This is a genomic window from Sphingomonas changbaiensis NBRC 104936, assembly GCF_000974765.1.
GTDB classification, from domain to species: Bacteria; Pseudomonadota; Alphaproteobacteria; order Sphingomonadales; family Sphingomonadaceae; genus Sphingomonas_B; species Sphingomonas_B changbaiensis.
Map to the genome: position 1 here is coordinate 1 of NZ_BBWU01000029.1, position 22,473 is coordinate 22,473.

A 22,473-nucleotide genomic window follows, 5' to 3' on the forward strand; every position below is an offset into this window, starting at 1 on the left:
TCCCCCTCCCCGTTCCGGGGAGGAGCTTTAGGCTTGCTCACACATAAAGATATCTTTATGTCCTGATTTGTGGATCGGCTGCTCGACATCTTCCGTGCGCTTGGCGACCCGACGCGGCTGCGTATTTTCGCGCTGCTGCGGCGGATGGAGCTGTCGGTGGGTGAGCTTGCGCAGGTGCTGGGGCAGAGCCAGCCCCGCGTGTCGCGGCACGTCCGCATCCTTGCCGATGCCGGGCTGACGACGCGCCGCCGCGAAGGCAGCTGGGTGTTCCTGGCGCTCGCCGAGGACCCGCGCAACGAACCGCTGCTTGCCGCGATCGAACATGCCGCCGGCGACTGGATCGAGGAAGATGCCGCCCGGCTCGCCGCGGTCCGCACCGAGCGCGCGGAAGCGGCCGAACGTTATTTTGCCGAGCGCGCCGAGGAATGGGATGCGATCCGCTCGCTCCATGTTTCCGAACAGCAGGTCGAATCGGCCATGGCCGAATTGCTGACCGATCGCCCGGTCGGACGACTGGTCGATCTCGGCACCGGCACCGGCCGCATGATCGAGCTGTTCGGGGCGTCCGCGACGCGTGCGCTGGGTGTCGATCGCTCTCCGGAAATGCTGCGCCTCGCGCGCGCCAAGCTGGCCGAGGCCGTGCCCGCGGCCGAGCTGCGCCAGGGCGATCTGACCGCACTGCCGCTGGCCGACGGGCTCGCCGACACCGTCATCCTGCACCAGGTGCTGCATTTCGTGCCCCAGCCCGGCGCGGCGCTGGGCGAGGCGGCGCGGCTGGTCGCGGACGGCGGGCGAATGCTGATCGTCGATTTCGCGCCGCACGAACGTGAAGATCTGCGGACCCGCGACGCGCATCAGCGGCTCGGATTTTCCGACGCGCAGATCGAGGCGTGGCTGAAGGTCGCCGGCCTCGAACTCACCGCGATCCGCGAACTCGAAGGGGGCGAACTGACTGTGAAGCTCTGGTTGGCCGAACGGCCCAGCGCAGTCCGGGAGAAGGCGGCATGACGCTCTCGCTGTCCCAGATGGAAGAGGCGCGCCGCGCGCTCGACACGCCGCTGTTCGCCGGCCTGCCGGGCGATATCGGCGTCTCGTTCGAATTCTTCCCGCCGAAGACGGAAAAGATGGAGGCGCAGCTCTGGGACGCGGTGCAGACGCTGGCGCCGCTCGGACCACGCTTTGTGTCGGTGACCTATGGTGCCGGTGGTTCGACCCGTGAGCGGACGCACGCGACTGTCGCCCGCATCCAGCGCGAGACCAGCCTGGCGGCTGCCGCGCATCTGACCTGCGTCGAGGCGAGCCGGGCGGAGATCGACGCGGTCGCCGAGGAATATTGGGCAGCAGGCGTGCGGCACATCGTGGCGCTGCGCGGGGATCCGCCGGTCGCGGGCGAGCCTTTCCGTGCGCATCCCGAAGGTTACGCCAATGCAGCCGACCTCGTCGCCGGCCTGCGCAAGCTGCATCCGTTCGAAATCTCGGTCGCCGCCTATCCGGAGTGCCACCCGGATTCGGGCACGCAGGTGGCCGACCTCGACAATCTGAAGCGCAAGCTCGACGCCGGCGCGACGCGCGCGATCACTCAATTCTTCTTCTCTCCCGACTGTTTCTTCCGCTTCCGCGATGCAGCGGCGGCGGCGGGGATCGAGTCCGAAATCGTGCCGGGCATCCTGCCGGTCTCGAACGTCGCGCAGACCCGCAAATTCGCGGGGTTGTGCGGAGCGGAGATTCCCGGCTGGATGGACCGGCTGTTCGAGGGGCTCGACGATCGCCCGGCCGCGCGCCAGCTGATCGCCGCTACTCTGGCCGCGGAGCTCTGCCGCAAGCTCTACGCCGGCGGTGTCCGCCACTTCCATTTCTACACCTTGAACCGCGCCGAGCTCGCCTACGCGATCTGCCATCTGCTCGGGCTCCGGCCGGTCGCGACGGCACAGGAGAAGGCCGCATGATCAAGTCCGAAGCCGCCGCCCGCCTCCGTGCGGAAACCGCCAAGCGCATCCTGCTGACCGACGGCGCGTTCGGGACGATGATCCAGTCGTACCGGCTGACCGAGGCCGATTATCGCGGCAGCCTTGATCTCGGCCATGACCAGAAGGGCAATAACGACCTGCTGGCGCTGACGCAGCCGCATGTCGTCGCCGAGATCACGGAAGCCTATCTGGACGCCGGCTCCGACATCGTTTCGACTAATACCTTTAACGCGAACGCGATCAGCCAGGCCGATTACGGCGCCGAGCATCTGGTCCGCGACATCAACATCGCCTCGGCGCAGATCGCGCGTGACGCGGCGCGCACCGCCGAAGCCGCGGACGGCCGCCCGCGCTTCGTCGCCGGCGCGCTTGGGCCCACCAACAAGACGCTGTCGCTGTCGCCCGACGTCAACGACCCCGGCTTCCGCGCCGTGTCTTTCGACGAGCTGAAGGCGGTCTATCGCGAACAGGCGGATGCGCTTCTGGACGGCGGCGTCGATTTCATCCTGATCGAGACGATCTTCGACACGCTGAATGCCAAGGCGGGTATCCTCGCCGCGATCGAGGCCGGCGAGGCGCGCGGGACCGAAGTGCCGCTGATGATCAGCTTCACGATCACCGACATGTCGGGCCGCAACCTGTCCGGCCATTCGATCGAGAGCTTCTGGGCCTCGGTGCGCCATGCCCGGCCGCTAACGATCGGGCTCAATTGCTCGTTCGGCGCGCCGCAGCTTCGGCCCAGCGTCACCGCGCTGTCGCCGATCGCCGACGCGCTGCTGATGGCCTATCCGAATGCCGGCCTGCCGAACGACCTCGGCGCCTATGACGAGACGCCGGAGACCACGGCCTCCTTCATGGCCGAGTGGGCAAACGAGGGCCTTGTGAACATCGTCGGCGGCTGCTGCGGCACCACGCCGGACCACATCCGCGCGATGGCGCACGCGGTCGCCGGCAAGGCCCCGCGCGCGATCCCGACGGCCCGGCGTCAGACCTTCCTGGCCGGCCTCGACCCGATGCGCATCGCCGCCTGAACAGATTATGGCTACCGCTTACAAGGAAGAGCCCGAAGCGGCTCCGCAATCCGCCACGTTCGTCAATATCGGCGAGCGCACCAACGTCACCGGATCGGCTGCGTTCAAGAAGCTGATCATGGCCGGCGACTATGCGCGCGCGGTCGAGGTCGCCCGGCAGCAGGTCGAAAACGGCGCGCAGATCATCGACGTCAACATGGATGAAGGCCTGCTCGACGCCGAAGCGGCGATGACGACCTTCCTGAAGCTGATCGCAGCCGAGCCCGACATCGCGCGCGTGCCGGTGATGGTCGACTCGTCCAAATGGTCGGTGATCGAGGCGGGGCTGAAGTGCGTCTCGGGCAAGCCGATCGTCAACTCGATCAGCATGAAGGAAGGGGAAGCGGCCTTCCTCGACCAGGCGCGGAAGGTGATGGCCTATGGCGCGGCCGTCGTGGTCATGGCCTTCGACGAGACCGGCCAGGCGGACACCAAGGAGCGCAAGGTCGAGATTTGCGAGCGGGCCTACAAGCTGCTGACCGGCATCGGCTTCCCGCCTGAGGACATCATCTTCGATCCCAACATCTTCGCGATCGCGACCGGGATCGACGAGCATCGCCGTTACGCGATCGATTTCATCGAAGCGACGCGCGAGATCAAGGCGCGCTGCCCGCACGTCCATATCTCCGGCGGCTTGTCGAACCTGAGCTTCAGCTTCCGCGGCAACGAGCCGGTGCGGCGCGCGATGCACTCGGTGTTCCTCTACCACGCCATTCCGGCGGGCATGGACATGGGCATCGTCAATGCAGGCCAGCTCGACATTTATGACGAGATCGACCCGGAGCTCCGCGACGCCTGCGAGGACGTCATCCTCGACCGGCGCGACGACGCCACCGACCGGCTGATCGCCCTCGCCGAGCGCTTCCGCGGTAGCGATCCGGCGGCCGAGAAGCAGGCGCAGGAGTGGCGCGGCTGGCCGGTTGCGAAGCGGCTCGAGCACGCGCTGGTCAAGGGCATCGACGCCTATGTGATCGACGATACCGAGGAAGCACGCCTCCAGTTCCCTCGTCCCATCGAAGTGATCGAAGGCCCGCTGATGGACGGCATGAACGTCGTCGGCGACCTGTTCGGATCGGGCAAGATGTTCCTGCCGCAGGTCGTGAAGTCCGCCCGCGTGATGAAGAAGGCGGTCGCACATCTCCTCCCCTTCATCGAGGCGGAGAAGGACCCGAATGCCCGCGGCAAGGGCCGGATCGTGATGGCGACCGTCAAGGGCGACGTTCACGACATCGGCAAGAACATCGTCGGCGTCGTGCTGCAGTGCAACGGCTTCGAGGTGATCGACCTGGGCGTGATGGTGCCCTGGACGAAGATACTGGAAACCGCGAACGAGAACGATGCCGACATGATCGGCCTCAGCGGCCTGATCACCCCGTCGCTCGACGAGATGGTCACCGTCGCGGAAGAGATGAAGCGCGCGGGCATGACGATGCCGCTGCTGATCGGCGGCGCGACGACGTCCAAGGTCCACACGGCGCTTCGCATCGACCAGGCTTACGACGGACCCGTGATCCACGTGCTCGACGCCAGCCGCGCGGTCGGCGTCGCCTCGACCTTGGTCAGCGACACGCTGACGCAGGAGTTCGTCGACAAGACCGCCGCGGATTATGCCGCCGTCCGCGCCGCGCGCGAGAACAAGGGGCAGAACGAGCTGCTGCCGATCGCCGAAGCCCGCGCGCGGCGATTCAAGGCCGATTTCGCGCATAAGCCCCCTGCCCCGCTGCAGCCGGGCGTGCACCGCTTCGACGATTGGCCGATCGCGAAGCTGCGCGAGTTCATCGACTGGACGCCCTTCTTCCGTGCGTGGGAATTGGCCGGCACCTATCCCGCCATTCTCGACGATGCGGTGGTCGGCGAAAGCGCCCGCGGCCTGTTCGCCGACGCGAACGCGATGCTCGACACGATCATCGCCGAAGGCTGGCTGACCGCACGCGGCGTCGCCGGACTGTGGCCGTGCCGGCGTGAGGGGGATGATATTATTCTGAAGCCCCTCCCCTTCAGGGGAGGGGATGGGGTGGGGCCTGTCATAAGCTCCACGCCCGACCAGACAGTCCCCACCCCCAACCCCTCCCCTGAAGGGGAGGGGCTTATCCGCCTTCCGATGCTTCGCCAGCAGATGGCGAAAAGTACCGCCAAGGCGAACATGTGCCTTGCCGACTTCATCGATCCGGCAGGCGACTGGATCGGCGGCTTCACGGTCGCGATCCACGGCGCCGATCCGCACCTCGCCCGGTTCAAGGAAGGGCATGACGATTATTCGGATATCCTGCTGAAGGCGCTCACCGACCGCTTAGCGGAGGCGTTCGCGGAGGCGATGCACCAGCATGTCCGCACGACGCTGTGGGGCTATGCGGCGGGCGAGCAGCTGACCAACGAGGCGCTGATCAAGGAACAATATCGCGGCATCCGCCCGGCGCCCGGGTATCCGGCCTGCCCGGATCACAGCCTGAAGCCGATCCTGTTCGACCTGCTCGGCCCCGCGCCCGCCGGCGCGACCCTGACCGAGAGCTTCGCGATGCTGCCGACCTCGGCGGTGTCCGGCTTCTATTTCGGTCATCCGGACGCCAGCTATTTCGGCGTGGCCCGGATCGGCCGCGACCAATTGGAGAATTATGCCGGCCGGCGCGGGATCGAGCTGGCCCAGGCGGAGCGCTGGCTCCGCCCGAACCTGGACTGACGATCAGCCAAAGCGAGCCGAACGGCGGCGCACCCGGAGGGCGCCGCCCGCAACACCAAGGCCGCCGAGCATCAGCGCCCAAGCCGCCGGTTCAGGCACGCCGCGAACCGCCGCGATTCCATATTGGATATGGTCGATCTCGGTCGCGCCGGGATTGGAGATCGTGAGCCGGGAGATTCCACCCGGGTTCGTGGCGCCGTAAAAGCGGTCCTCGGCCGTCGTGCCAGCAAAACTGCCGTCGGCATGGTCGCCCATCAGCACGCCGAGCGACGTGCCGGACTGATCGAACGCTTCGAACCGGATCGGATTGGACCCGTCGGTCCAGACCACGCCTGCCGCGGTGGGAAGATGACCGCCCAGGGCCGCCGCATCAAAGGTGATGTCGAACGACTCACCGAAGAGCGAATGGCCAAGCGCGGGATTGCCCCCGTTTCCGACCGAGTCGATCGACCCGATAAACGGGCAGCCGCCGCCCACGCCGGTGACGCACACGCCGCCCCCCGTCACTGATAGCCCGGGCGAATTGAGCATCGCATCCTCGAAATCCTCGAGGAAGAAGCTTGAGAACGACGCCGGATTGAACGGACTGTCCGCCTGCGAAAGATAAGGGGTCGGACCCAATAACGCCGCCGTGCCAGGAGCAGAACTCAAGGCCATCACTGCGGCAACGGCAATCACCGAACGACGCATCTGAACCTCCCTTTTAGAAGGCTATGGGACACTCCGGTTGCGGCCGGCTGCAACGCACTTGCCGCGCGCCGGAGCTACGCACGCCCACTCGAACCTGGAAAATGGCGCGCCGAATTCGGCTGCGTCCCCTTGTCTCGGCTCACCGTCCCGTCATCGGGAGTCATCGAGCCGCTTGCGACCCATATGGCCTAGTCGTTCGCCGTAACGCTTGCCCAACGATATGGTTGCGTCGCTTTGGATCGGGATTGGGAACCTGGGCTGCCGACGCGCGTTTGATCGTCTCCAACCGGCCTGAAAAACCGGGCGGATGAGTGCTTCGGACTCCACGCGAGGCCGAAGATCTCAAACGGAGCCCCGCCGCCGACAAGCGACGGGGCTCTTTGCTTGTCCGGCACGTTTCTCTACGGCCTTATTCCGGAGAGCAATCAGTGGCGTTCGACCCGGCCGACCATCCGCACCGCAGGATCAACCCGCTGAACGGCAGCGAAGTGCTGGTGTCGCCGCACCGGATGAAGCGGCCCTGGCTGGGCCAGACAGACGAGGCATGTGAGGCGCGCGGGGCCACGCACGATCCGACCTGCTATCTCTGCCCCGGTAATGTGCGGGTGACCGGCGAGCGCAACCCCGATTACGCCGGTGTGCATGTGTTCCCGAACGACTTTGCCGCGCTGCTCCCCGACACGCCGGAGTCGGATGGCCGCGATCCGCTGTTCGCCACCGAGCCAGCATCCGGCACCGCCCGCGTGATCTGTTTCTCGCCCGATCACGGCGCCAGCCTGCCCTTGCTGTCGGTCGCGCAGATCCGGACAGTGGTCGATGTCTGGGCGTCACAGGCCGAAGAGCTCGGCCGCAGCCATGCCTGGGTCCAGCTGTTCGAGAATAAGGGCGCGATGATGGGCTGCTCCAACCCGCATCCGCACGGCCAGGTCTGGGCGACGAGTTGGCTGCCCGACGAGCCGGCCAAGGAGGACGAGCGCCAGCGCGCCTGGGCGACCGAGCACGGTCGGCCGATGCTGGTCGAAGTGGCGGAGCGCGAGGCGGACGGCCCGCGCGTGGTGGTGCAGACCGATCGCTGGCTCGCAATCGTTCCCTTCTGGGCGAGCTGGCCATTCGAGACTTTGCTGCTGCCCCGCTTCCCGGTCGCGCGCATCGAGGAGCTCATGCCCGCCGATCGCGACGACCTCGCACGCGTGCTGAAAGAGCTGACGACCCGCTACGACAATCTGTTCCGCTGCTCCTTCCCCTATTCGATGGGCTGGCACGGCGCGCCTTACGACGGCCGTGACACCAGCGGCTGGCAGCTCCACGCCCACTTCTACCCGCCGCTGCTGCGCTCCGCGACAGTGCGCAAATTCATGGTCGGCTTCGAATTGCTCGCCGAGGCACAGCGCGACCTGACGCCCGAACAGGCCGCCGCGCGTTTGCGGGACGTGAGCGCGACCCATTATCTGGACGGGACGAATGGCTGAGCAGGCGACGATCGAGCGGGTGAAAGCGGCGTTCGCCGATCGCTTCGGCGGCGCGCCGGACCTGATCGCGCAGGCGCCGGGCCGGGTGAACCTGATCGGCGAGCATACCGACTATAATGACGGCTTCGTGCTGCCGCTGGCGATCGACCGCGGCACGGTGGTTGCCGCGCGCCGGGCAGGATCGGAGACGGTCGTCTACGCCGCCGATTTCGACGAAGAAGACCGCTTCACCTTCGCCGAGCGGATCGATGATGCCGGCCCCGGCGACTGGCGCAATTACGTGCGCGGCATCATCGCGATGCTGGTCGAGCAGGAAATGGCGCCCCAAGGCATGGAGCTGGTGATCGGCGGCGACGTGCCGCAGGGCGCCGGCCTCTCATCCTCCGCCTCGCTCGAAGTAGCCGTCGGGCTGGCGGTCGCAAGCCTTGCGGGCGCTCAGATCGACCTGACCTTGCTCGCCCAGCTCGCCCAGCGCGCGGAGAACGAGTTCGCGGGCTGCGCGTGCGGGATCATGGATCAGCTCGTCTCCGCCCGCGCCGAGCCGGAACAAGCGCTGCTGATCGACTGCCGCTCGCTCGAATGCCGCCCGGTGCCGCTGCCGGAGCATGCGGCCGTGCTGATCGTCCATTCGGGCGTCGAGCGCGGACTGGTCGACAGCGCGTACAATGAGCGCCGTCAGCAATGCGAGCAGGCCGCCGGCCATTTCGGAATTCTCGCCCTCCGCGATGCCGACGAAGGGCAGGTAGAGAGCGCCGAGGAGCTGGACGAACTCGCCCGGATGCGCGCGCGCCACGTGGTGACGGAAAACGCCCGCACCCTCGACGCCGCCGAAGCGCTCGCCGGCGGTGACATGGCGCGGCTCGGGCGCCTGATGGCCGACTCCCACGCTTCGATGCGCGACGATTTCGAGATCACCGTCCCCGCGATCGACGAACTGGTCGCCATCCTCCAGCGCGAGATCGGCGGCGAAGGCGGCGCCCGCATGACCGGCGGCGGCTTCGGCGGCTGCGTGATCGCCCTGCTGCCGCAGGAGCGGGTGGACCCCGTCATCGACGCCGTCCGCCGCGACTACCGTCCGCCGAACGGCAAGCCGGTGATGATCCACGTATGCAGGCCGGCCGCTGGAGCGGCGCTCATCACCTCTTTGCCCTAGAGAGAGGCGCCGCCGGACAAGTTGCCAACTCCTCCATAACGGCGCATCTTGGCCGCTGCCACAAACGGGGAGGTTGTGATGGCGACGGCTTCTGAAATCCGCGTGCCGGTATGGTTCTGGATCGTGTCGGGTGTTGCGCTGCTTTGGGAAGCGATGGGCTGTTATTCCTACCTGATGGAAGTGTCGATGAATTCCGCACGGGTTGCGGCCTTGCCGGAAGCCGAGCGGACGCTCATGCAGTCGACACCCGCCTGGCTCTACGCCGTCTTTGCAGTGGCGGTGTGGGTCGGCCTGCTGGGCGCCGTCTCGCTGCTGATGCGCCGGGCCTGGGCGCGATCGCTGTTCATCGTTTCTCTGATCGCGGTACTGATCCAGTTCGGCTGGTGGTTCCTCGTGCAGAAGGCAGCTTCGGTGCTGGGCCCATCGGCCTACGGACTCCCGGCCTTGATCGTCGTGGTCGCCGTCCTGCTGGTGTGGTTCAGCGGAGTCGCGGCAAAACGGGGATGGCTGAGGTAAGGCCTTTGCAAGTGGCCTGACCCGCTCGTCCCGAGCGAAGTCGAGGGGCGCTGCTCCGAGCCTCGCGCCCCTCGACTACGCGCTGCGCGCTCCGCTCGGGGCGAGCGACTGACCTCTTACATCTCGCCCCGCGCGCGGCGGAGCGCGTACCATTTCGCTACATTCGCATTGTGCTCGGCGAGCGTGTCGGCGAACACATGCCCGCCCTTGCCGTTCGCGACGAAGTAGAGCGCCTTGGCCGGCGCCGGGTCGAGCACCGCCTCGATCGACGCGCGACCGGGATTGGCGATCGGGCCTTCCGGCAGGCCGGGCCTTGCATAGGTGTTATAGCCATTGTCCGCGTGCAGCTCCGACTGGAGGATGCGGCGGCCGAGCGGCTTGCCCTTGGTGACGGGGTAGATGACGGTCGGGTCGGCCTGGAGCGGCATGCCGATGCGCAGGCGGTTCGAATAGACGCCCGCCACCATGCGCCGCTCGGCGGGCACGCCGGTTTCCTTTTCGACGATCGAGGCGAGCGTGATCGCTTCCTCCGGCGTCCGCGCGACCGTCGACGGCTTGCGCTGTGCCCAGAGCGTGGCGAGCGTCTTGTCCATCGCGGTCGTCATCCGCTTCAGCACCGCCGCACGGGGCTCGCCGCGCGAATAGCTGTAGCTGTCGGGCAGCACCGACCCTTCCGGCGGGACCGTGACCGGGCCGGTCAGCAGCGGATTGTCCTTCAGCTTTTCGTAGACGACAATCGACGGCGTGCCCTCGGGGATCGTGACGAAGCGCTGCATCGTCTTGCCCGATTGCAGCAGGTCCAGGATCGTGCGCTCGCTCGCGTGGCCGGGCACTTCATACTCGCCGGCCCGGATGATCCCCTCGCCGCCGAACAGCTTTGCGAGCAGGAGGAAGCGCCTGGCCGACGCAACGGCGCCAGTCTTTTCCAGCTCGCGCGCCGCGGTGCGGAGCGTGCCGCCTTCCGGCACGATCACCGAGACCGGCTTCGGCGCCGGCCCCGGGCCGTTCCAGGCGTAGAAAGCCGCCCCGCCCGCGATGACGATCAGCGCGAGAGCGAGAAGAACGAGGCGGCGCATGGCAGGAGAGCTAGATCGCCTTCAGCACCAGGCTGGCGTTGGTGCCGCCAAAGCCGAAGCTGTTGTTGAGCACGGCCTTCACCTTGCGCTCCTTGGCGTGGTGCGGCACCAGATCGACACCCTGCACGCCGTCGCTCGGATGGTCCAGGTTGAGCGTCGGCGGCACGATCTGATCGCGCATCGCCAGCAGGCAGAAGATCGTCTCGACCGCGCCGGCGCCGCCGAGAAGGTGCCCGATCGCCGACTTGGTCGAGCTCATCGACAGATTGGCGATATTGTTGCCGAACAGCCGCCGCACCGCGCCCAGCTCCAGCTCGTCGCCCAAAGGCGTCGAGGTGCCGTGCGCGTTGATATAATCGATATCGCTGAGCTCCAGGCCCGAGCGCTCCATCGCCACCTTCATCGCCCGGAACGCGCCCGCTCCTTCCGGGTGCGGTGCAGTCACGTGATAGGCGTCGCCCGACATGCCATAGCCGACCAGCTCGCCATAGATTTTCGCGCCGCGCTTCTTCGCGCGCTCATATTCCTCGAGCACGACGACGCCCGCGCCTTCGCCCATCACGAAGCCGTCCCGGTCCTTGTCGTAAGGGCGCGACGCCCGCTGCGGCGTGTCGTTGAAGTTGGTGGACAGCGCCCGCGCCTGGGCGAAGCCGGCAATGCCGATCGGGCAGATCGCGCCTTCGGCGCCGCCCGCGACCATCACGTCCGCATCGCCGAGCTGGATCATCCGCCCCGCGTCGCCGATTGAGTGCGCGCCGGTCGAGCAGGCGGTGACCACCGCATGGTTCGGCCCCATCAGCCCGTATTTGATCGAGACCTGGCCCGAGATCAGGTTGATCAGCCTGCCATGGACGAAGTGCGGGGAAACGCGGCGCGGGCCCTTGTGCTCCAGCACCAGCGATTCGCTTTCGATGCCCGGCAGGCCGCCGATGCCGGCGCCGATCGAGCAGCCGGCGCGGAACCGCTCTTCCTCGCTCATGTCGGTCAGGCCGGCGTCCTCAAGCGCCTGGCCGGCCGCGTCGATGCCATAGATGATGAACGGATCGACCTGGCGCTGGACCTTGTGGTCGACGCGCTTGTTCGGATCGAATCCGTATTCGTGGCCGGCCGGCTTCACTTCGCAGGCGATGCGGCATTGAAAGTCGCTCGCATCGAAGCGCGTGATCGTGCCCGCGCCCGATCTGGCGGCCTTGATGTTCGACCAGCTCGTCTCGACGTCGCCGCCCAGGGGGGTGACGAGGCCGATTCCGGTGACGACGACACGGCGCATGCGCAAACTCCAGTCCGTAAATCCAAACGGGTCCGTAAAGCGAAACGGCCCCCCTGCCCGCATGTGGGCCGGAGAGCCGTTCGATCAAGCTGGGCGAGGAACCCCGCCCGCGGGCTCAGCCCTTGTTGCTGTCGATATAGTTGATCGCGTCCTTGACGGTCGTGATCTTTTCCGCGGCATCGTCGGGAATCTCGACCCCGAATTCTTCCTCGAAAGCCATGACGAGCTCGACAATGTCGAGGCTGTCGGCGCCGAGATCGTCGATGAAGCTGGCGTCCTCGGTGACCTTGTCCGCTTCGACGCCGAGGTGTTCGACGACGATCTTTTTCACCCGGTCGGCAGTCTCGCTCATGGAGTATCCTTTGTGTTGATCTTTGATCCGCACCTAATCCGCCGCCCGAACGCTGGCAAGCCCTGCGCGGGTTCCGCGGGCTGGCCTAGCGGAAAGCCCTCTCTTAAGGCGCGATGAATGGATTCGACCGATACCAAGGCGCAGCTGCGCACGGAACTGCGCGCGCGGCGCGATGCGATGGTCGCCGGGCTCGACTCGGCCGCGCGGCTGTTCGCCTTTCACGCAGCCCCGACTCCGCTCAAGGAGCTGATCGATCGCGCGCAGTGCGTCGCAGGCTACCGGTCCGCGGGGAGCGAGGCCGACCCCGGCGCCTTGCTCGCCCATGCCGCGAAAGCGGGCAAGACGATTGCGCTGCCTTATGTCGAGCGGCGGAGCGTGCCGATGCGCTTTCTCGCCTGGGCGCCCGGCGATCCGCTGATTCCGGGGCAATGGGGACTGGAACAGCCGGACATCGCAACGGCGCCGGAGGTCGCGCCGGACCTGTTCCTCGCGCCTTTGCTCGGATTCGATCGGCGGCTGCATCGGCTGGGCCAGGGCGCTGCCTATTACGACCGCGCCTTCGCCCGCTATCCGGATGCGATACGGGTCGGCATCGCCTGGCATGTTCAGGAGGTTGCCATGGTGCCGGACGATCCATGGGACGTGCCCCTGCATGCGGTGCTGACGGAGCGGGAGTGGATTCAGTGACCGATCCGGCCGCCCGCAGCGTCGTCGGCATCTTCGCCGTGCTGGCGCTGATCGCCCTCTGGGCGGTGATCGTCGCCAGCTTCAGCGCACAGATCGCCCAGCTCTGGTTCCCGTTGCAGCTGCTGATCTACATCGCCGCGGGGATCGCATGGATCTTCCCCGCGATGCCGATCATGCGCTGGATCGTCACCGGCCGCTGGCGAAGAAAATAGGGACAGTCCCTATTATGGACCGGAAATGGCGCGAGTGACGGGGCTCGAACCCGCGACCTCCGGCGTGACAGGCCGGCGCTCTAACCAACTGAGCTACACCCGCGCTTCGGTTGAGGCGCGCCGGTTAGGGGAGCGCCTTGGCTGTGTCAACGCTCAATCGTCGGGATCGCCCGGATCGGGCGAACGGGCGACCAGCGTCCCCTCCTCGAACAGGAATCCGGCGATGTCCGGCTTGCCGGCCGCACCCGCGATCGTCTGGATGATGATCAGCAGCGGCACCGCGAGCAGCGCCCCCGGCGTGCCCCACACCCAACCCCAGAAGCTCAGCGACAACAGGATCAGGAGGGGGTTGATCGTCAGCCGCTTGCCGAGAATCGTGGGCGTGACCGCATTCGCCTCCACAATATGCAGACCGATCTGGATGGCTGCGGGCGTCAGCGCCAGCCACACGTCCGAAAAGGTCATGAGTCCGCCCAGCGCCAGCAGGATCGCGGCGAGGATCGGGCCGATATAGGGGATGTAATTGAGCAGCGCGACGATGCCGCCCCACATCAGGGGCGAGGGCATGCCGATCAGCCACAGCGCGGCCGAGACCAGCAAGCCCAATGTCACGTTGATCAGCGTGATCGTGCCCAGGTAGGCGGAGGTCGAATCGACCACGTCCTGGATCACGCGAGCGGTTGCGAGCGCACCGCCGAAGCTGCCGCGCGACGTAATTGTCCGCTCCCGAAGGCGGGTCCAGCCGCACAGGAAGAAATAGACGACGAGAATGCCGAAAAAGAGCTGGATCGCCGCGTGCGGCGCGGACGAGACATAGTCCATGATCGATGCCGGCGCCCGGACCGCAGAGGCCTGGGCGGCGGCAACCGGCCCCTTGGCAAGCATCTGGACCGTATCGTCCACGAACTTCTGAAGGTTCGAATAGAAGTCGATCACCGGCGCCAGATTCGCCTGAATCTGCGGAATCCGCTCCGGCAATGACTGGAACCACTCGGTCGCCGGCACGACGATCGAGGCCAGGGCCGCGTTCGCGATCACCAGAAAGATGAACAGGCACAGGAACGCGGCAATGCCCGACGGCACGCGCCGACGTTCGAGCCATTCGAGCAGCGGCACCAGCGCGATCGCGATCACCATCGCCGCGGTCACCGGCAGCAGGAACTCGGCACCGGCGCGAAGGGCGAACGGAAGGCCCAGCAGCAGGCCAACCCCGGCCATCAGCGTCAGCCCGGCGAGCAGCCGCACCCGCTGACGCTCAAGACTCGGCTCGGCAGCGCGCCGGATGCGATCCAGCGAGGACGGACGCGGCCGCGGTTCCACCCGCTCGGATTGTTCGACGCGCATGGCGACGTTATGCGCAGAAAATCCTCCCCTGCGCTAGCAGGGGAGGGGGACCAAGCAAAGCTTGGTGGAGGGGCCGGAGCGAAGCGGAGGCTTGGGTTCGTCGCTGCCGCGACGCCCCTCCACCGCGCGATGCGCGGTCCCCCTCCCCCAGCAAGCTGGGGGAGGATTAAAATTGGCCGAAACCATCCTGGTGATCGACGAAGGTACGACGTCCACCCGCGCGATGCTGTTCGCGCTGGATGGGCAGTGCCTGGGTTGCGCGCAACGGGAGTTGACCCAGCATTACCCGCAGCCCGGGCTGGTCGAGCATGACGCGACCGAGATCTGGGAACGGACGTTCGAATGCGCGCGCGAGATGGTCGAGCACGCCGGCGGCGCGAGCCAGGTCGCGGCGATCGGCATCACCAACCAGCGCGAGACGATCGTCTTCTGGGACAAAGCCACAGGCGAGCCGCTCGCCCCAGCGATCGTCTGGCAGGACCGCCGCACCGCCGGGCTGTGCGCGGAGCTCAAGGAACAAGGCCATGAGCCCGCCGTCCAGGCGAAGACCGGGCTGCTCCTCGATCCGTATTTCTCGGCGTCGAAGATCGGGTGGGCGCTGACCCACTGGCCGCAGCTGCGCGAAGCCGGAGACCGGCTCGCGGTCGGCACGATCGAGTCCTGGCTGGTGTGGAAGCTGACCGGCGGCCTGCACCTCACCGACGCGACCAACGCGTCGCGCACGGCGCTGATGGCGATCGGCAGCGGCGGCTGGGACGACGGGCTGCTCGCCCTGTTCGGCGTGCCCCGCGCGATCCTCCCCGAAATCGTCGACTGCGCCGGACGCTTCGGCGAAACCCGGCTATTCGGCGCGCCGATCCCGATCTGCGGGCTCGCGGGAGACCAGCAGGCGGCCACGGTCGGCCAGGCCTGTCTGGATCCGGGAGACACCAAGGCAACTTATGGCACTGGCGCGTTCGTGCTGACTGCGACCGGCACCACCCTTCCCGCCTCACGCCACCGGCTGCTCGCGACGGTCGCGTGGCAGCTGCATGGCCAGCGCCATTATGCGCTCGAAGGCAGCGTTTTCGTGGCGGGAAGCTTGATCAAATGGCTGCGCGACGATCTCGGCCTGCTTTCCAGCGCCGGCGAGAGCGAGGGCATCGCCCGATCGGTCGCCGATAATGGCGGCGTGTATCTGGTTCCGGCGCTCTCCGGCCTTGGCGCCCCCTGGTGGCGGCCGGACGCGCGCGCGGCAATCACGGGCCTCAGCTTCTCCGCCAATCGCGCGCACGTCATCCGCGCTGCGCTGGAGGCCCAGGCGCACCAGACGCACGACCTGAAGACAGCCTTCGCCGGGGACGGATGCGACTGGACGCGGCTGCGCATCGACGGCGGCATGGCGGCGAACGACTGGCTGGCCCAGGATCTCGCCGATGTGCTCGGCATCGAGGTCGAGCGGCCGACCTTTGTCGAGACAACCGCGATGGGCGCGGCGATGCTGGCGGGGGTCGGCGCGGGGATCTTCGGATCGCTGCAGGGCGCGGCCGCGCTCAGGGGCGAAACGCGTGTCTTCCGGCCGGAACTGCCCCAGGGAAAACGGCAGGCGCGGCTGGACGGCTGGGCGCGGGCGGTCGCATCGGTGTTGAACGCCTGAATGCCAGCCTGAGAGCCGGCGCCCGTCCGACGAGGATCGAGACTATTCCTCCTCTTCCTCCTCATCATCGCCGAGCAGATCGGGATCGTCGGCGTCGAAGGCGAGATGCTCTTCAAGCGATTCGCTGATCAGGTCGAGTTGTTCGAAGCTCGCGGTCAGCTCCAGCGTGTCTCCGTCCTCATCCTCGATATGAAGTACATATTCGTCGCCGTCGCGCTCGATCGTGAACCGCGAAAGTGCTTTGGCCATGCCCAAAATCCTCCTCGTGCGGCCCTCACAACGCACAATCCGGATTCAGGGTGCATGGAAGATCGTGTTTGCGTCGATTAGCTGAGCGCCCGCTGCAGCACCGGCTCTTCGAACAGCAATTCGGCGATCCGCAGCGCGAGCTCCGCATGGCGATAGGGCTTCACCAGCACCTCGAAATCCCCGATCTCCTCGGGACGGAGCTGGGCGTAGCCGCTGATCATCAACACCGGCAGCGTGGGCATGCGGCGGCGCAGTTCCATCGCCAGCTGGGCGCCGGTCATGCCGGGCATCAGCTGGTCCGTCACCAGCAGGTCGGGCTCCAGCCCCGCGGCAACGGCGTCGAGCGCGTCCTGTCCCGATCCTGCCGGCACGACATCGTAGCCGAGCTCCGTCAGGCTTTCCGCCGTCGTGAAGCGCACCTGCTCCTCATCGTCCACCAGCAGCACGCGGGCGCGGCGCGATGCCGCCCGCGCGTCTGGCTCGCGCACCGGATCGGCAACCTTCTCGGCAGCGACCGGCAACCAAAGGACCGCGGTCGTGCCCTCGCCCGGCGTGCTTTCGATCCGGAACGCGCCGCCGGACTGGCCGGCAAGGCCGTGCACCATCGACAGCCCCAACCCGGTGCCCTTGCCGGCTGCCTTCGTGGAGAAGAAGGGCTCGACCGCGCGTGCGAGTGTGTCGGCGTCCATGCCGGCGCCGGTATCGCTGACGGCGATGCGAATGTAGCGGCCGGGCCTGAGGTCGGCGCGGCTGCCGACGACCGTTTCCTCGGACAGCCGCCACTCCAGCCGGCCGCCGGCCGGCATCGCATCGCGTGCATTGACCGACAGGTTGAGCAGCGCGAGCTCGAGCTGATTGGGATCGACCAGCGCCGCCGGCAGATTGGACGCGATATCGGTCGCAAATTCGATGCGAGGACCGAGCGAGCGCTCGATCAGCTCGCGCATGCCGTGAACCAGCGCATTCGGATCGACCGCGCGAGGCTGCAGCGTCTGGCGGCGGGCGAAAGCGAGCAGCCGCTGGATCAGCGTTCGCGCCCGCTCTGCCGACGCAAGCGCCCCGTCGATCAGCCGGGCGGAGCGGTCGTCCTGCGCATTGCGGCGCAGCAGGTCGAGGCTGCCGACGATCGGCGTCAACAGGTTGTTGAAGTCGTGGGCGACGCCGCCGGTCAGTTGGCCGACCGTCTCCAGCTTCTGCGCTTCGTGGAGCTGGAACAGCGCCTTCTCGCGTTCCTCGACTGCCTGGTCGACGCGGCGCTTCAGCTCCTCCTCGGCGGCGCGGCGGTCGTGGATATCGATGCAGACGCCGACCCAATTGGTGATCCGTCCCTGGTCGTCGCGCACCGGCAGGCCGCGAACGATGTGCCACCGATAAACGCCGTCGCTGCGCCGGAACCGATATTCCGCCACATAGATCGTCCCAGCGCGCAAGGCGCCGCTCCAGATCTGGCGGGCGCGTTCGCGATCGTCGGGATGAAGCACCTCCGCCCAGCGATGGCCGAGCAGTTCCTCGGTCGAGCAGCCGGTGAAAACCCGATAGCCCTCGCTGACGAAGATATTGCCCGAGGTCGGACTGGAGACGAACAACAGACCTGGAAGCGCTTCGGCCATGGTCCGGAACTGCGCCTCGGACCGGACAAGCGCCTCCGCAGTCTCGATCTGCTCCGTCACATCGGTATTGGTGCCGAACCAGCGCACGATGGCGCCGTCTTGGTCTCGGATCGGTTCGGCGCGGGACAGGAACCATCGATAACGGCCGTCGGCGCCCCGAATCGGGAACGTATCTTCCCACGACTCGCCGCGCGCAAAGCAGCCGACCCAGTTGGCGATCACGCGTTCGCGATGATCGGGATGGACGACATTGTCCTGCCCCTCCCCTGCAGGCGCATCCGGCGAGCGTCCCGTGTACGCGTACCAGCGACGGTTGTACCAGAAGACGTTACCGTCCGGATCGGCCATCCAGGCGAGCTGGCTCACATTTTCGGCAAGTGTCTCATATTCGGCGGCGGCGCGCTCGGCGGCCAGCTCCGCCTCCTTTCGCGCGGTGATGTCCATCAGGACGCCGGCCACCGCCACCGGCACGCCGTCCGCGTCACGCTTCAGCTTGCCGCGTATGGCGACCCACAAAAGACGGCCGTCGGGGTGATTGAGCCGGAATTCGATCTCGTAAGGCACGTCGCCGGCAACCGCCGCCGCCTGCATCGTTTTCAACCGCGCGAGGTCGTCCGGGTGAACGAGTTGGTAGAAATCCCCCACGCCTTCGGGCGCGAGGCCGAACAGCTCGAGCGAATTGGCGGAGCGGCGGCCGACGCCGGTCGCCAGGTCGAAATCCCAGGCCGCCATCCGCGCTGCTTCGAGCCCGAAGCGCAGCCGCTCCTCGCTATGCTCGACCGCCTCCTGGGAGCGACGGATCGACGTGACATCGGTGGAGACGCCGACCAGGCCGACAACGGCGCCGCTCGCGTCGCGAAGCGCCGTCTTGGATGTGCGATAGACGCGCTGGATGCCTTCGGCGGAGGTGAAGACCTCGTCCACCACCATCTGGCCACCGCTCGCCATCACCTGCTCGTCGGCCTCAGCGATCGCGCGCGCTTCCTCCGGATCGCGGGCCCACTCCGCTTCCGAACGACCGATGATCCGGTCGTGCGGCAATCCGATCGCATCGGCCGTGGCAGGATTCGCGTAGAGCATCCGCCGCTCGCGATCCTTGGCGTAAATGAGGTTGGGCGACGACTCGCCGATCGCCTTGACCAGAGCGGAAAGCCGCTCGGCCTCCGGGTCGAGATCGGAAGCGCGAGGCGCTCCGTTCACCATACTGCAGACCCCCTGCCCGTTAGAAACGCACGGCTTTCAGCGCAGACTAGCCTTCCGCCTTGCCCAAGTCCAACAAACCCGCCCTTTTCGCCCGCCCCGGCGCTTGCTAGAGCCGCGCCGAGACACATGCGGCCGCTCGCGTGGCTTGAGCCGCCGCCAAACAACCAAGGGGGATCCCATGACCGCCGTCGGCCAGGACACGCTCAGCACTCGCTCCACGCTTCAGGCGGGCGGCAAAAGCTACGCCTATTATTCGATCGATAAGGCGGCGGCGAAGATCGGCGACGTCTCCGCCCTGCCCTTTTCGATGAAAGTGCTGCTGGAAAATCTGCTGCGCTTCGAAGATGGCGTGACGGTCACGGTCGAGGATATCCGCGCGCTGGCCGACTGGCAGAAGGAGCAGCGGATCAACCGCGAAATCCAGTATCGCCCCGCGCGCGTGCTGATGCAGGATTTCACCGGCGTGCCCTGCGTCGTCGACCTGGCGGCAATGCGCGACGCGATGAACAAGCTTGGCGGCGATGCGCAGAAGATCAACCCGCTCGTGCCCGTCGATCTGGTCATCGACCATTCGGTCATGGTCGACGAATTCGGCACCCCCAAGGCGTTCGAGGCCAATGTCGACCTCGAATATGAGCGCAACATGGAGCGCTACGAGTTCCTGAAATGGGGATCGAAGGCGCTCAACAATTTCCGCGTCGTGCCGCCGGGCACCGGCATCTGCCATCAGGTCAATCTGGAATATCTCGCGCGCGCCGTCTGGTCGTCGACGCAGACGTCGGCCGCGGATCGGTCCGATGCGGACCGCCGCCAGGAGGATGAGTTCGTCGCCTTCGACCGTCGCGACGACCGTGACCGGCGCGATGCGGTGGAAGTTGCCTATCCCGACACTCTGGTCGGCACCGACAGCCACACGACGATGGTCAACGGCCTGGGCGTGCTCGGCTGGGGCGTGGGCGGCATCGAGGCCGAAGCGGCGATGCTGGGCCAGCCGGTCTCGATGCTGATCCCCGAAGTGGTCGGGTTCAAGCTGACCGGCGAGCTCGCCGAAGGCATCACCGCGACCGACCTGGTGCTGACCGTCACGCAGATGCTCCGCGCCAAGGGCGTCGTCGGCCGCTTCGTCGAGTTCTACGGCCCCGGCCTCGATGCGCTGTCGCTCGCCGATCGCGCGACGATCGCCAACATGGCGCCGGAATATGGCGCGACCTGCGGCTTCTTCCCGGTCGACAGCCAAACGCTCGACTATATGCGCCTGACCGGCCGGCCGGAGGAGACGATCGCGCTCACCGAGGCCTACGCCAAGGCGCAGGGCATGTGGCGGACGGCCGACACGCCCGATCCGGTGTTCACCGATACGCTCTCGCTCGACATGTCGTCGGTGCAGCCGTCGCTCGCGGGGCCGAAACGCCCGCAGGACCGGGTGCCGCTGTCACAGGTCGATGAGGTTTTCAACGAGTCGCTCGCCGGCGCCTATAGCGACGTCACCAGCCATCCCCGCCACGCGGTCGAGGGTGAGGAACATGGCATCGCCAATGGCGACGTGGTGATCGCGGCGATCACCAGCTGCACGAACACCTCCAATCCCTCCGTCCTGGTCGCGGCCGGGCTGGTCGCGCGCAAGGCCCGCGAAAAGGGGCTGACCCGCAAGCCCTGGGTCAAGACCAGCCTCGCGCCGGGCAGCCAGGTGGTCACCGACTATCTGAACAAGGCCGGCCTGACCGAGGATTTGAACGCGATCGGCTTCAACCTGGTCGGTTACGGCTGCACGACCTGCATCGGCAATTCGGGGCCCCTCGCCGCTCCGATCAGCAAGGCGATCAACGACAACGACCTGGTCGCGGCATCGGTGCTGTCCGGCAATCGCAATTTCGAAGGGCGCGTGTCACCCGACGTGCGCGCCAACTTCCTCGCCTCGCCGCCGCTGGTGGTCGCCTATGCGCTGAAGGGCACCGTCACGCAGGACATGATAAACACGCCGATCGGCAAGGGGTCGGACGGCGAGGATGTGTTCCTGAAGGATATCTGGCCGTCCAACGCCGAAGTCCGCGCGCTGATGGACGCGAACGTGACGCGCGACATGTTCCAGTCGCGCTATGCCGACGTGTTCCAGGGCGACGTGAAGTGGCGCTCGATCCAGGTCGAGGGCTCCGACACCTACAGCTGGCGCGCGGGATCCACCTATGTCGCCAACCCGCCCTATTTCGAGGGCATGGGCATGGAGCCGGCGCCGGTGGCCGACATCGTCGACGCGAAGCCGCTGGCGATCCTCGGCGACAGCATCACCACCGACCACATCTCTCCCGCCGGTTCCATCAAGGCGGACAGCCCGGCCGGCAAGTATCTGCTGGAGCATCAGGTCAGCCGCGCCGACTTCAACAGCTATGGCGCGCGCCGCGGCAACCACGAAGTGATGATGCGCGGCACCTTCGCCAATATCCGCATCAAGAACGAAATGGTGCCCGGCATCGAAGGCGGCATGACCCATTATAATGGCGAGGTGATGCCGATCTACGACGCGGCGATGCGTCACAAGGCTGACGGCACGCCGCTGATCGTCATCGCCGGCAAGGAATACGGCACCGGATCGTCGCGCGACTGGGCGGCGAAGGGCACCACCCTGCTGGGCGTTCGCGCCGTGATCGCCGAAAGCTTCGAGCGCATCCACCGCTCGAACCTGGTCGGCATGGGCGTGCTGCCGCTGCAGTTCGCGGAAGGGGTGGACCGCACCACGCTGAAGCTTCAGGGCGACGAGACCTTCACGATCCATAATGTCGCCGCCCTGCGTCCGAGGCAGGACGTCGAGGTGACGCTCACCCGCAAGGACGGCAGCACCGAAACCTTCACCACCCGCTGCCGGATCGATACCGTCAATGAGCTGGATTATTTCCTGAACGGCGGCATCCTGCAGTACGTGCTGCGAAAGCTCGCGGCTGCTTGAGCGGCCTCACGGCCTCGTGCGCCTGCGGGGCGGTGACGGTCACCGTCCCCAGGCGTCCGGACTATATCAACGACTGCAATTGCAGCCTGTGCACCAAGCTCGGGACGACCTGGGTCTATTACGCGCCTGACGAGCTGATCGTCGATGAAACCGGGCTGGACAGCTTCGTACGGTCGGACCTGGCCGAGGCCTTTCTCCGCACGTTTCGATGCGCGCATTGCGGATGCGTCACGCATTGGCGGCTGATCCGCCCCTATGACCCGCCGCGCGCGGGCGTGAACGCACAGCTTTTCGAGCCGGGCGTGCTCGACGGCATCGAGGTTCGCCTGGTTGACGGCCGCAGCTGGTAGG

19 protein-coding genes and 1 tRNA gene are annotated in these 22,473 nt (G+C 66.9%); 12 read left to right on the forward strand and 8 right to left on the reverse strand.

The genetic code is table 11. The features are described from left to right. Positions 1-69 precede the first annotated feature (69 nt). The 4 genes from SCH01S_RS07310 to metH are packed head-to-tail and all read left to right on the forward strand — an operon-like array spanning position 70 to position 5,714. Positions 70-1,008 (forward strand): ArsR/SmtB family transcription factor, encoded by a 939-nt coding sequence (locus SCH01S_RS07310; protein WP_046348146.1) that lies wholly within the window; start codon positions 70-72, stop codon positions 1,006-1,008. After that, the gene (gene metF / locus SCH01S_RS07315; RefSeq protein WP_046348147.1) at positions 1,005-1,946 is read left to right on the forward strand and encodes a methylenetetrahydrofolate reductase [NAD(P)H]; all 942 of its coding nucleotides are present in this window, start codon (positions 1,005-1,007) and stop codon (positions 1,944-1,946) included. The genes SCH01S_RS07310 and metF overlap by 4 nt, the downstream gene beginning before the upstream one ends. Continuing rightward, positions 1,943-2,998 (forward strand): homocysteine S-methyltransferase family protein, encoded by a 1,056-nt coding sequence (locus SCH01S_RS07320; RefSeq protein ID WP_046348148.1) that lies wholly within the window; start codon positions 1,943-1,945, stop codon positions 2,996-2,998. The genes metF and SCH01S_RS07320 overlap by 4 nt, the downstream gene beginning before the upstream one ends. Positions 2,999-3,005: 7 nt before the next feature. Then, the gene (gene metH / locus SCH01S_RS07325) at positions 3,006-5,714 is read left to right on the forward strand and encodes a methionine synthase (protein WP_046348149.1); all 2,709 of its coding nucleotides are present in this window, start codon (positions 3,006-3,008) and stop codon (positions 5,712-5,714) included. A 3-nt stretch (positions 5,715-5,717) separates the two neighbouring features. Here the strand turns inward: metH and SCH01S_RS07330 are convergent, their stop codons facing one another. Beyond that, complete coding sequence (locus SCH01S_RS07330) at positions 5,718-6,404, reverse strand: PEPxxWA-CTERM sorting domain-containing protein (RefSeq protein ID WP_084689451.1); 687 nt, start codon at positions 6,402-6,404, stop codon at positions 5,718-5,720. 428 nt (positions 6,405-6,832) lie between these two features. Between SCH01S_RS07330 and SCH01S_RS07335 the strand changes: the two genes are divergently transcribed. The 3 genes from SCH01S_RS07335 to SCH01S_RS07345 all read left to right on the forward strand — a co-directional run bounded on the left by SCH01S_RS07335 (position 6,833) and on the right by SCH01S_RS07345 (position 9,542). Further along, a complete protein-coding gene (locus tag SCH01S_RS07335; RefSeq protein ID WP_046348151.1) occupies positions 6,833-7,873 on the forward strand; it encodes a UDP-glucose--hexose-1-phosphate uridylyltransferase in 1,041 nt (346 codons plus the stop codon). Further along, on the forward strand, positions 7,866-9,026 hold the full coding sequence (gene galK / locus SCH01S_RS07340; protein ID WP_046348152.1) for a galactokinase: 1,161 nt from the start codon (positions 7,866-7,868) through the stop codon (positions 9,024-9,026). The genes SCH01S_RS07335 and galK overlap by 8 nt, the downstream gene beginning before the upstream one ends. Positions 9,027-9,104: 78 nt before the next feature. After that, positions 9,105-9,542, forward strand: coding sequence for a hypothetical protein (locus SCH01S_RS07345; protein WP_046348153.1), 438 nt, complete (start codon positions 9,105-9,107; stop codon positions 9,540-9,542). A gap of 116 nt (positions 9,543-9,658) precedes the next feature. Here SCH01S_RS07345 and mltG read toward each other — a convergent pair whose 3' ends face one another. The 3 genes from mltG to SCH01S_RS07360 all read right to left on the reverse strand — a co-directional run bounded on the left by mltG (position 9,659) and on the right by SCH01S_RS07360 (position 12,240). Continuing rightward, the gene (mltG, locus tag SCH01S_RS07350) at positions 9,659-10,618 is read right to left on the reverse strand and encodes an endolytic transglycosylase MltG (protein ID WP_046348154.1); all 960 of its coding nucleotides are present in this window, start codon (positions 10,616-10,618) and stop codon (positions 9,659-9,661) included. Positions 10,619-10,628: 10 nt separating this feature from the next. After that, positions 10,629-11,888 (reverse strand): beta-ketoacyl-ACP synthase II, encoded by a 1,260-nt coding sequence (gene fabF / locus SCH01S_RS07355; protein WP_046348155.1) that lies wholly within the window; start codon positions 11,886-11,888, stop codon positions 10,629-10,631. 115 nt (positions 11,889-12,003) lie between these two features. Further along, on the reverse strand, positions 12,004-12,240 hold the full coding sequence (locus SCH01S_RS07360; RefSeq protein WP_046348156.1) for an acyl carrier protein: 237 nt from the start codon (positions 12,238-12,240) through the stop codon (positions 12,004-12,006). 117 nt (positions 12,241-12,357) lie between these two features. Between SCH01S_RS07360 and SCH01S_RS07365 the strand changes: the two genes are divergently transcribed. Both SCH01S_RS07365 and SCH01S_RS07370 read left to right on the forward strand, forming a co-directional pair. Beyond that, positions 12,358-12,927, forward strand: a complete 570-nt coding sequence (locus SCH01S_RS07365) for a 5-formyltetrahydrofolate cyclo-ligase (RefSeq protein ID WP_046348157.1) — start codon at positions 12,358-12,360, stop codon at positions 12,925-12,927. After that, positions 12,915-13,139, forward strand: coding sequence for a DUF2842 domain-containing protein (locus SCH01S_RS07370; protein ID WP_245612188.1), 225 nt, complete (start codon positions 12,915-12,917; stop codon positions 13,137-13,139). Before SCH01S_RS07365 ends, SCH01S_RS07370 begins: the two co-directional genes overlap by 13 nt. A 26-nt stretch (positions 13,140-13,165) precedes the next feature. On the opposite strand, the gene SCH01S_RS07375 is transcribed toward SCH01S_RS07370, so the two are convergent. Both SCH01S_RS07375 and SCH01S_RS07380 read right to left on the reverse strand, forming a co-directional pair. Then, a tRNA-Asp gene (locus SCH01S_RS07375) sits at positions 13,166-13,242 on the reverse strand. A gap of 50 nt (positions 13,243-13,292) precedes the next feature. Beyond that, a complete protein-coding gene (locus SCH01S_RS07380) occupies positions 13,293-14,483 on the reverse strand; it encodes an AI-2E family transporter (protein ID WP_084689452.1) in 1,191 nt (396 codons plus the stop codon). Positions 14,484-14,655: 172 nt separating this feature from the next. On the opposite strand from SCH01S_RS07380, the gene glpK reads away from it, so the two are divergent. Then, on the forward strand, positions 14,656-16,119 hold the full coding sequence (glpK, locus tag SCH01S_RS07385; RefSeq protein ID WP_046348158.1) for a glycerol kinase GlpK: 1,464 nt from the start codon (positions 14,656-14,658) through the stop codon (positions 16,117-16,119). Between the two features lie 42 nt (positions 16,120-16,161). Here glpK and SCH01S_RS07390 read toward each other — a convergent pair whose 3' ends face one another. Together SCH01S_RS07390 and SCH01S_RS07395 are read right to left on the reverse strand one after the other, a co-directional pair. Then, complete coding sequence (locus SCH01S_RS07390; protein WP_046348159.1) at positions 16,162-16,368, reverse strand: hypothetical protein; 207 nt, start codon at positions 16,366-16,368, stop codon at positions 16,162-16,164. A 77-nt stretch (positions 16,369-16,445) separates the two neighbouring features. Then, entirely contained in the window at positions 16,446-19,181 is a 2,736-nt protein-coding gene (locus SCH01S_RS07395; protein WP_052733839.1) for a hybrid sensor histidine kinase/response regulator, read from the reverse strand. A gap of 178 nt (positions 19,182-19,359) precedes the next feature. Between SCH01S_RS07395 and acnA the strand changes: the two genes are divergently transcribed. Further along, positions 19,360-22,122: an aconitate hydratase AcnA gene (gene acnA / locus SCH01S_RS07400; RefSeq protein WP_046348160.1), complete on the forward strand. Its 2,763-nt coding sequence runs from the start codon at positions 19,360-19,362 to the stop codon at positions 22,120-22,122. Next, positions 22,119-22,472 (forward strand): GFA family protein, encoded by a 354-nt coding sequence (locus tag SCH01S_RS07405; RefSeq protein WP_046348161.1) that lies wholly within the window; start codon positions 22,119-22,121, stop codon positions 22,470-22,472. Before acnA ends, SCH01S_RS07405 begins: the two co-directional genes overlap by 4 nt. The last annotated feature ends 1 nt before the right edge of the window (position 22,473 follow it).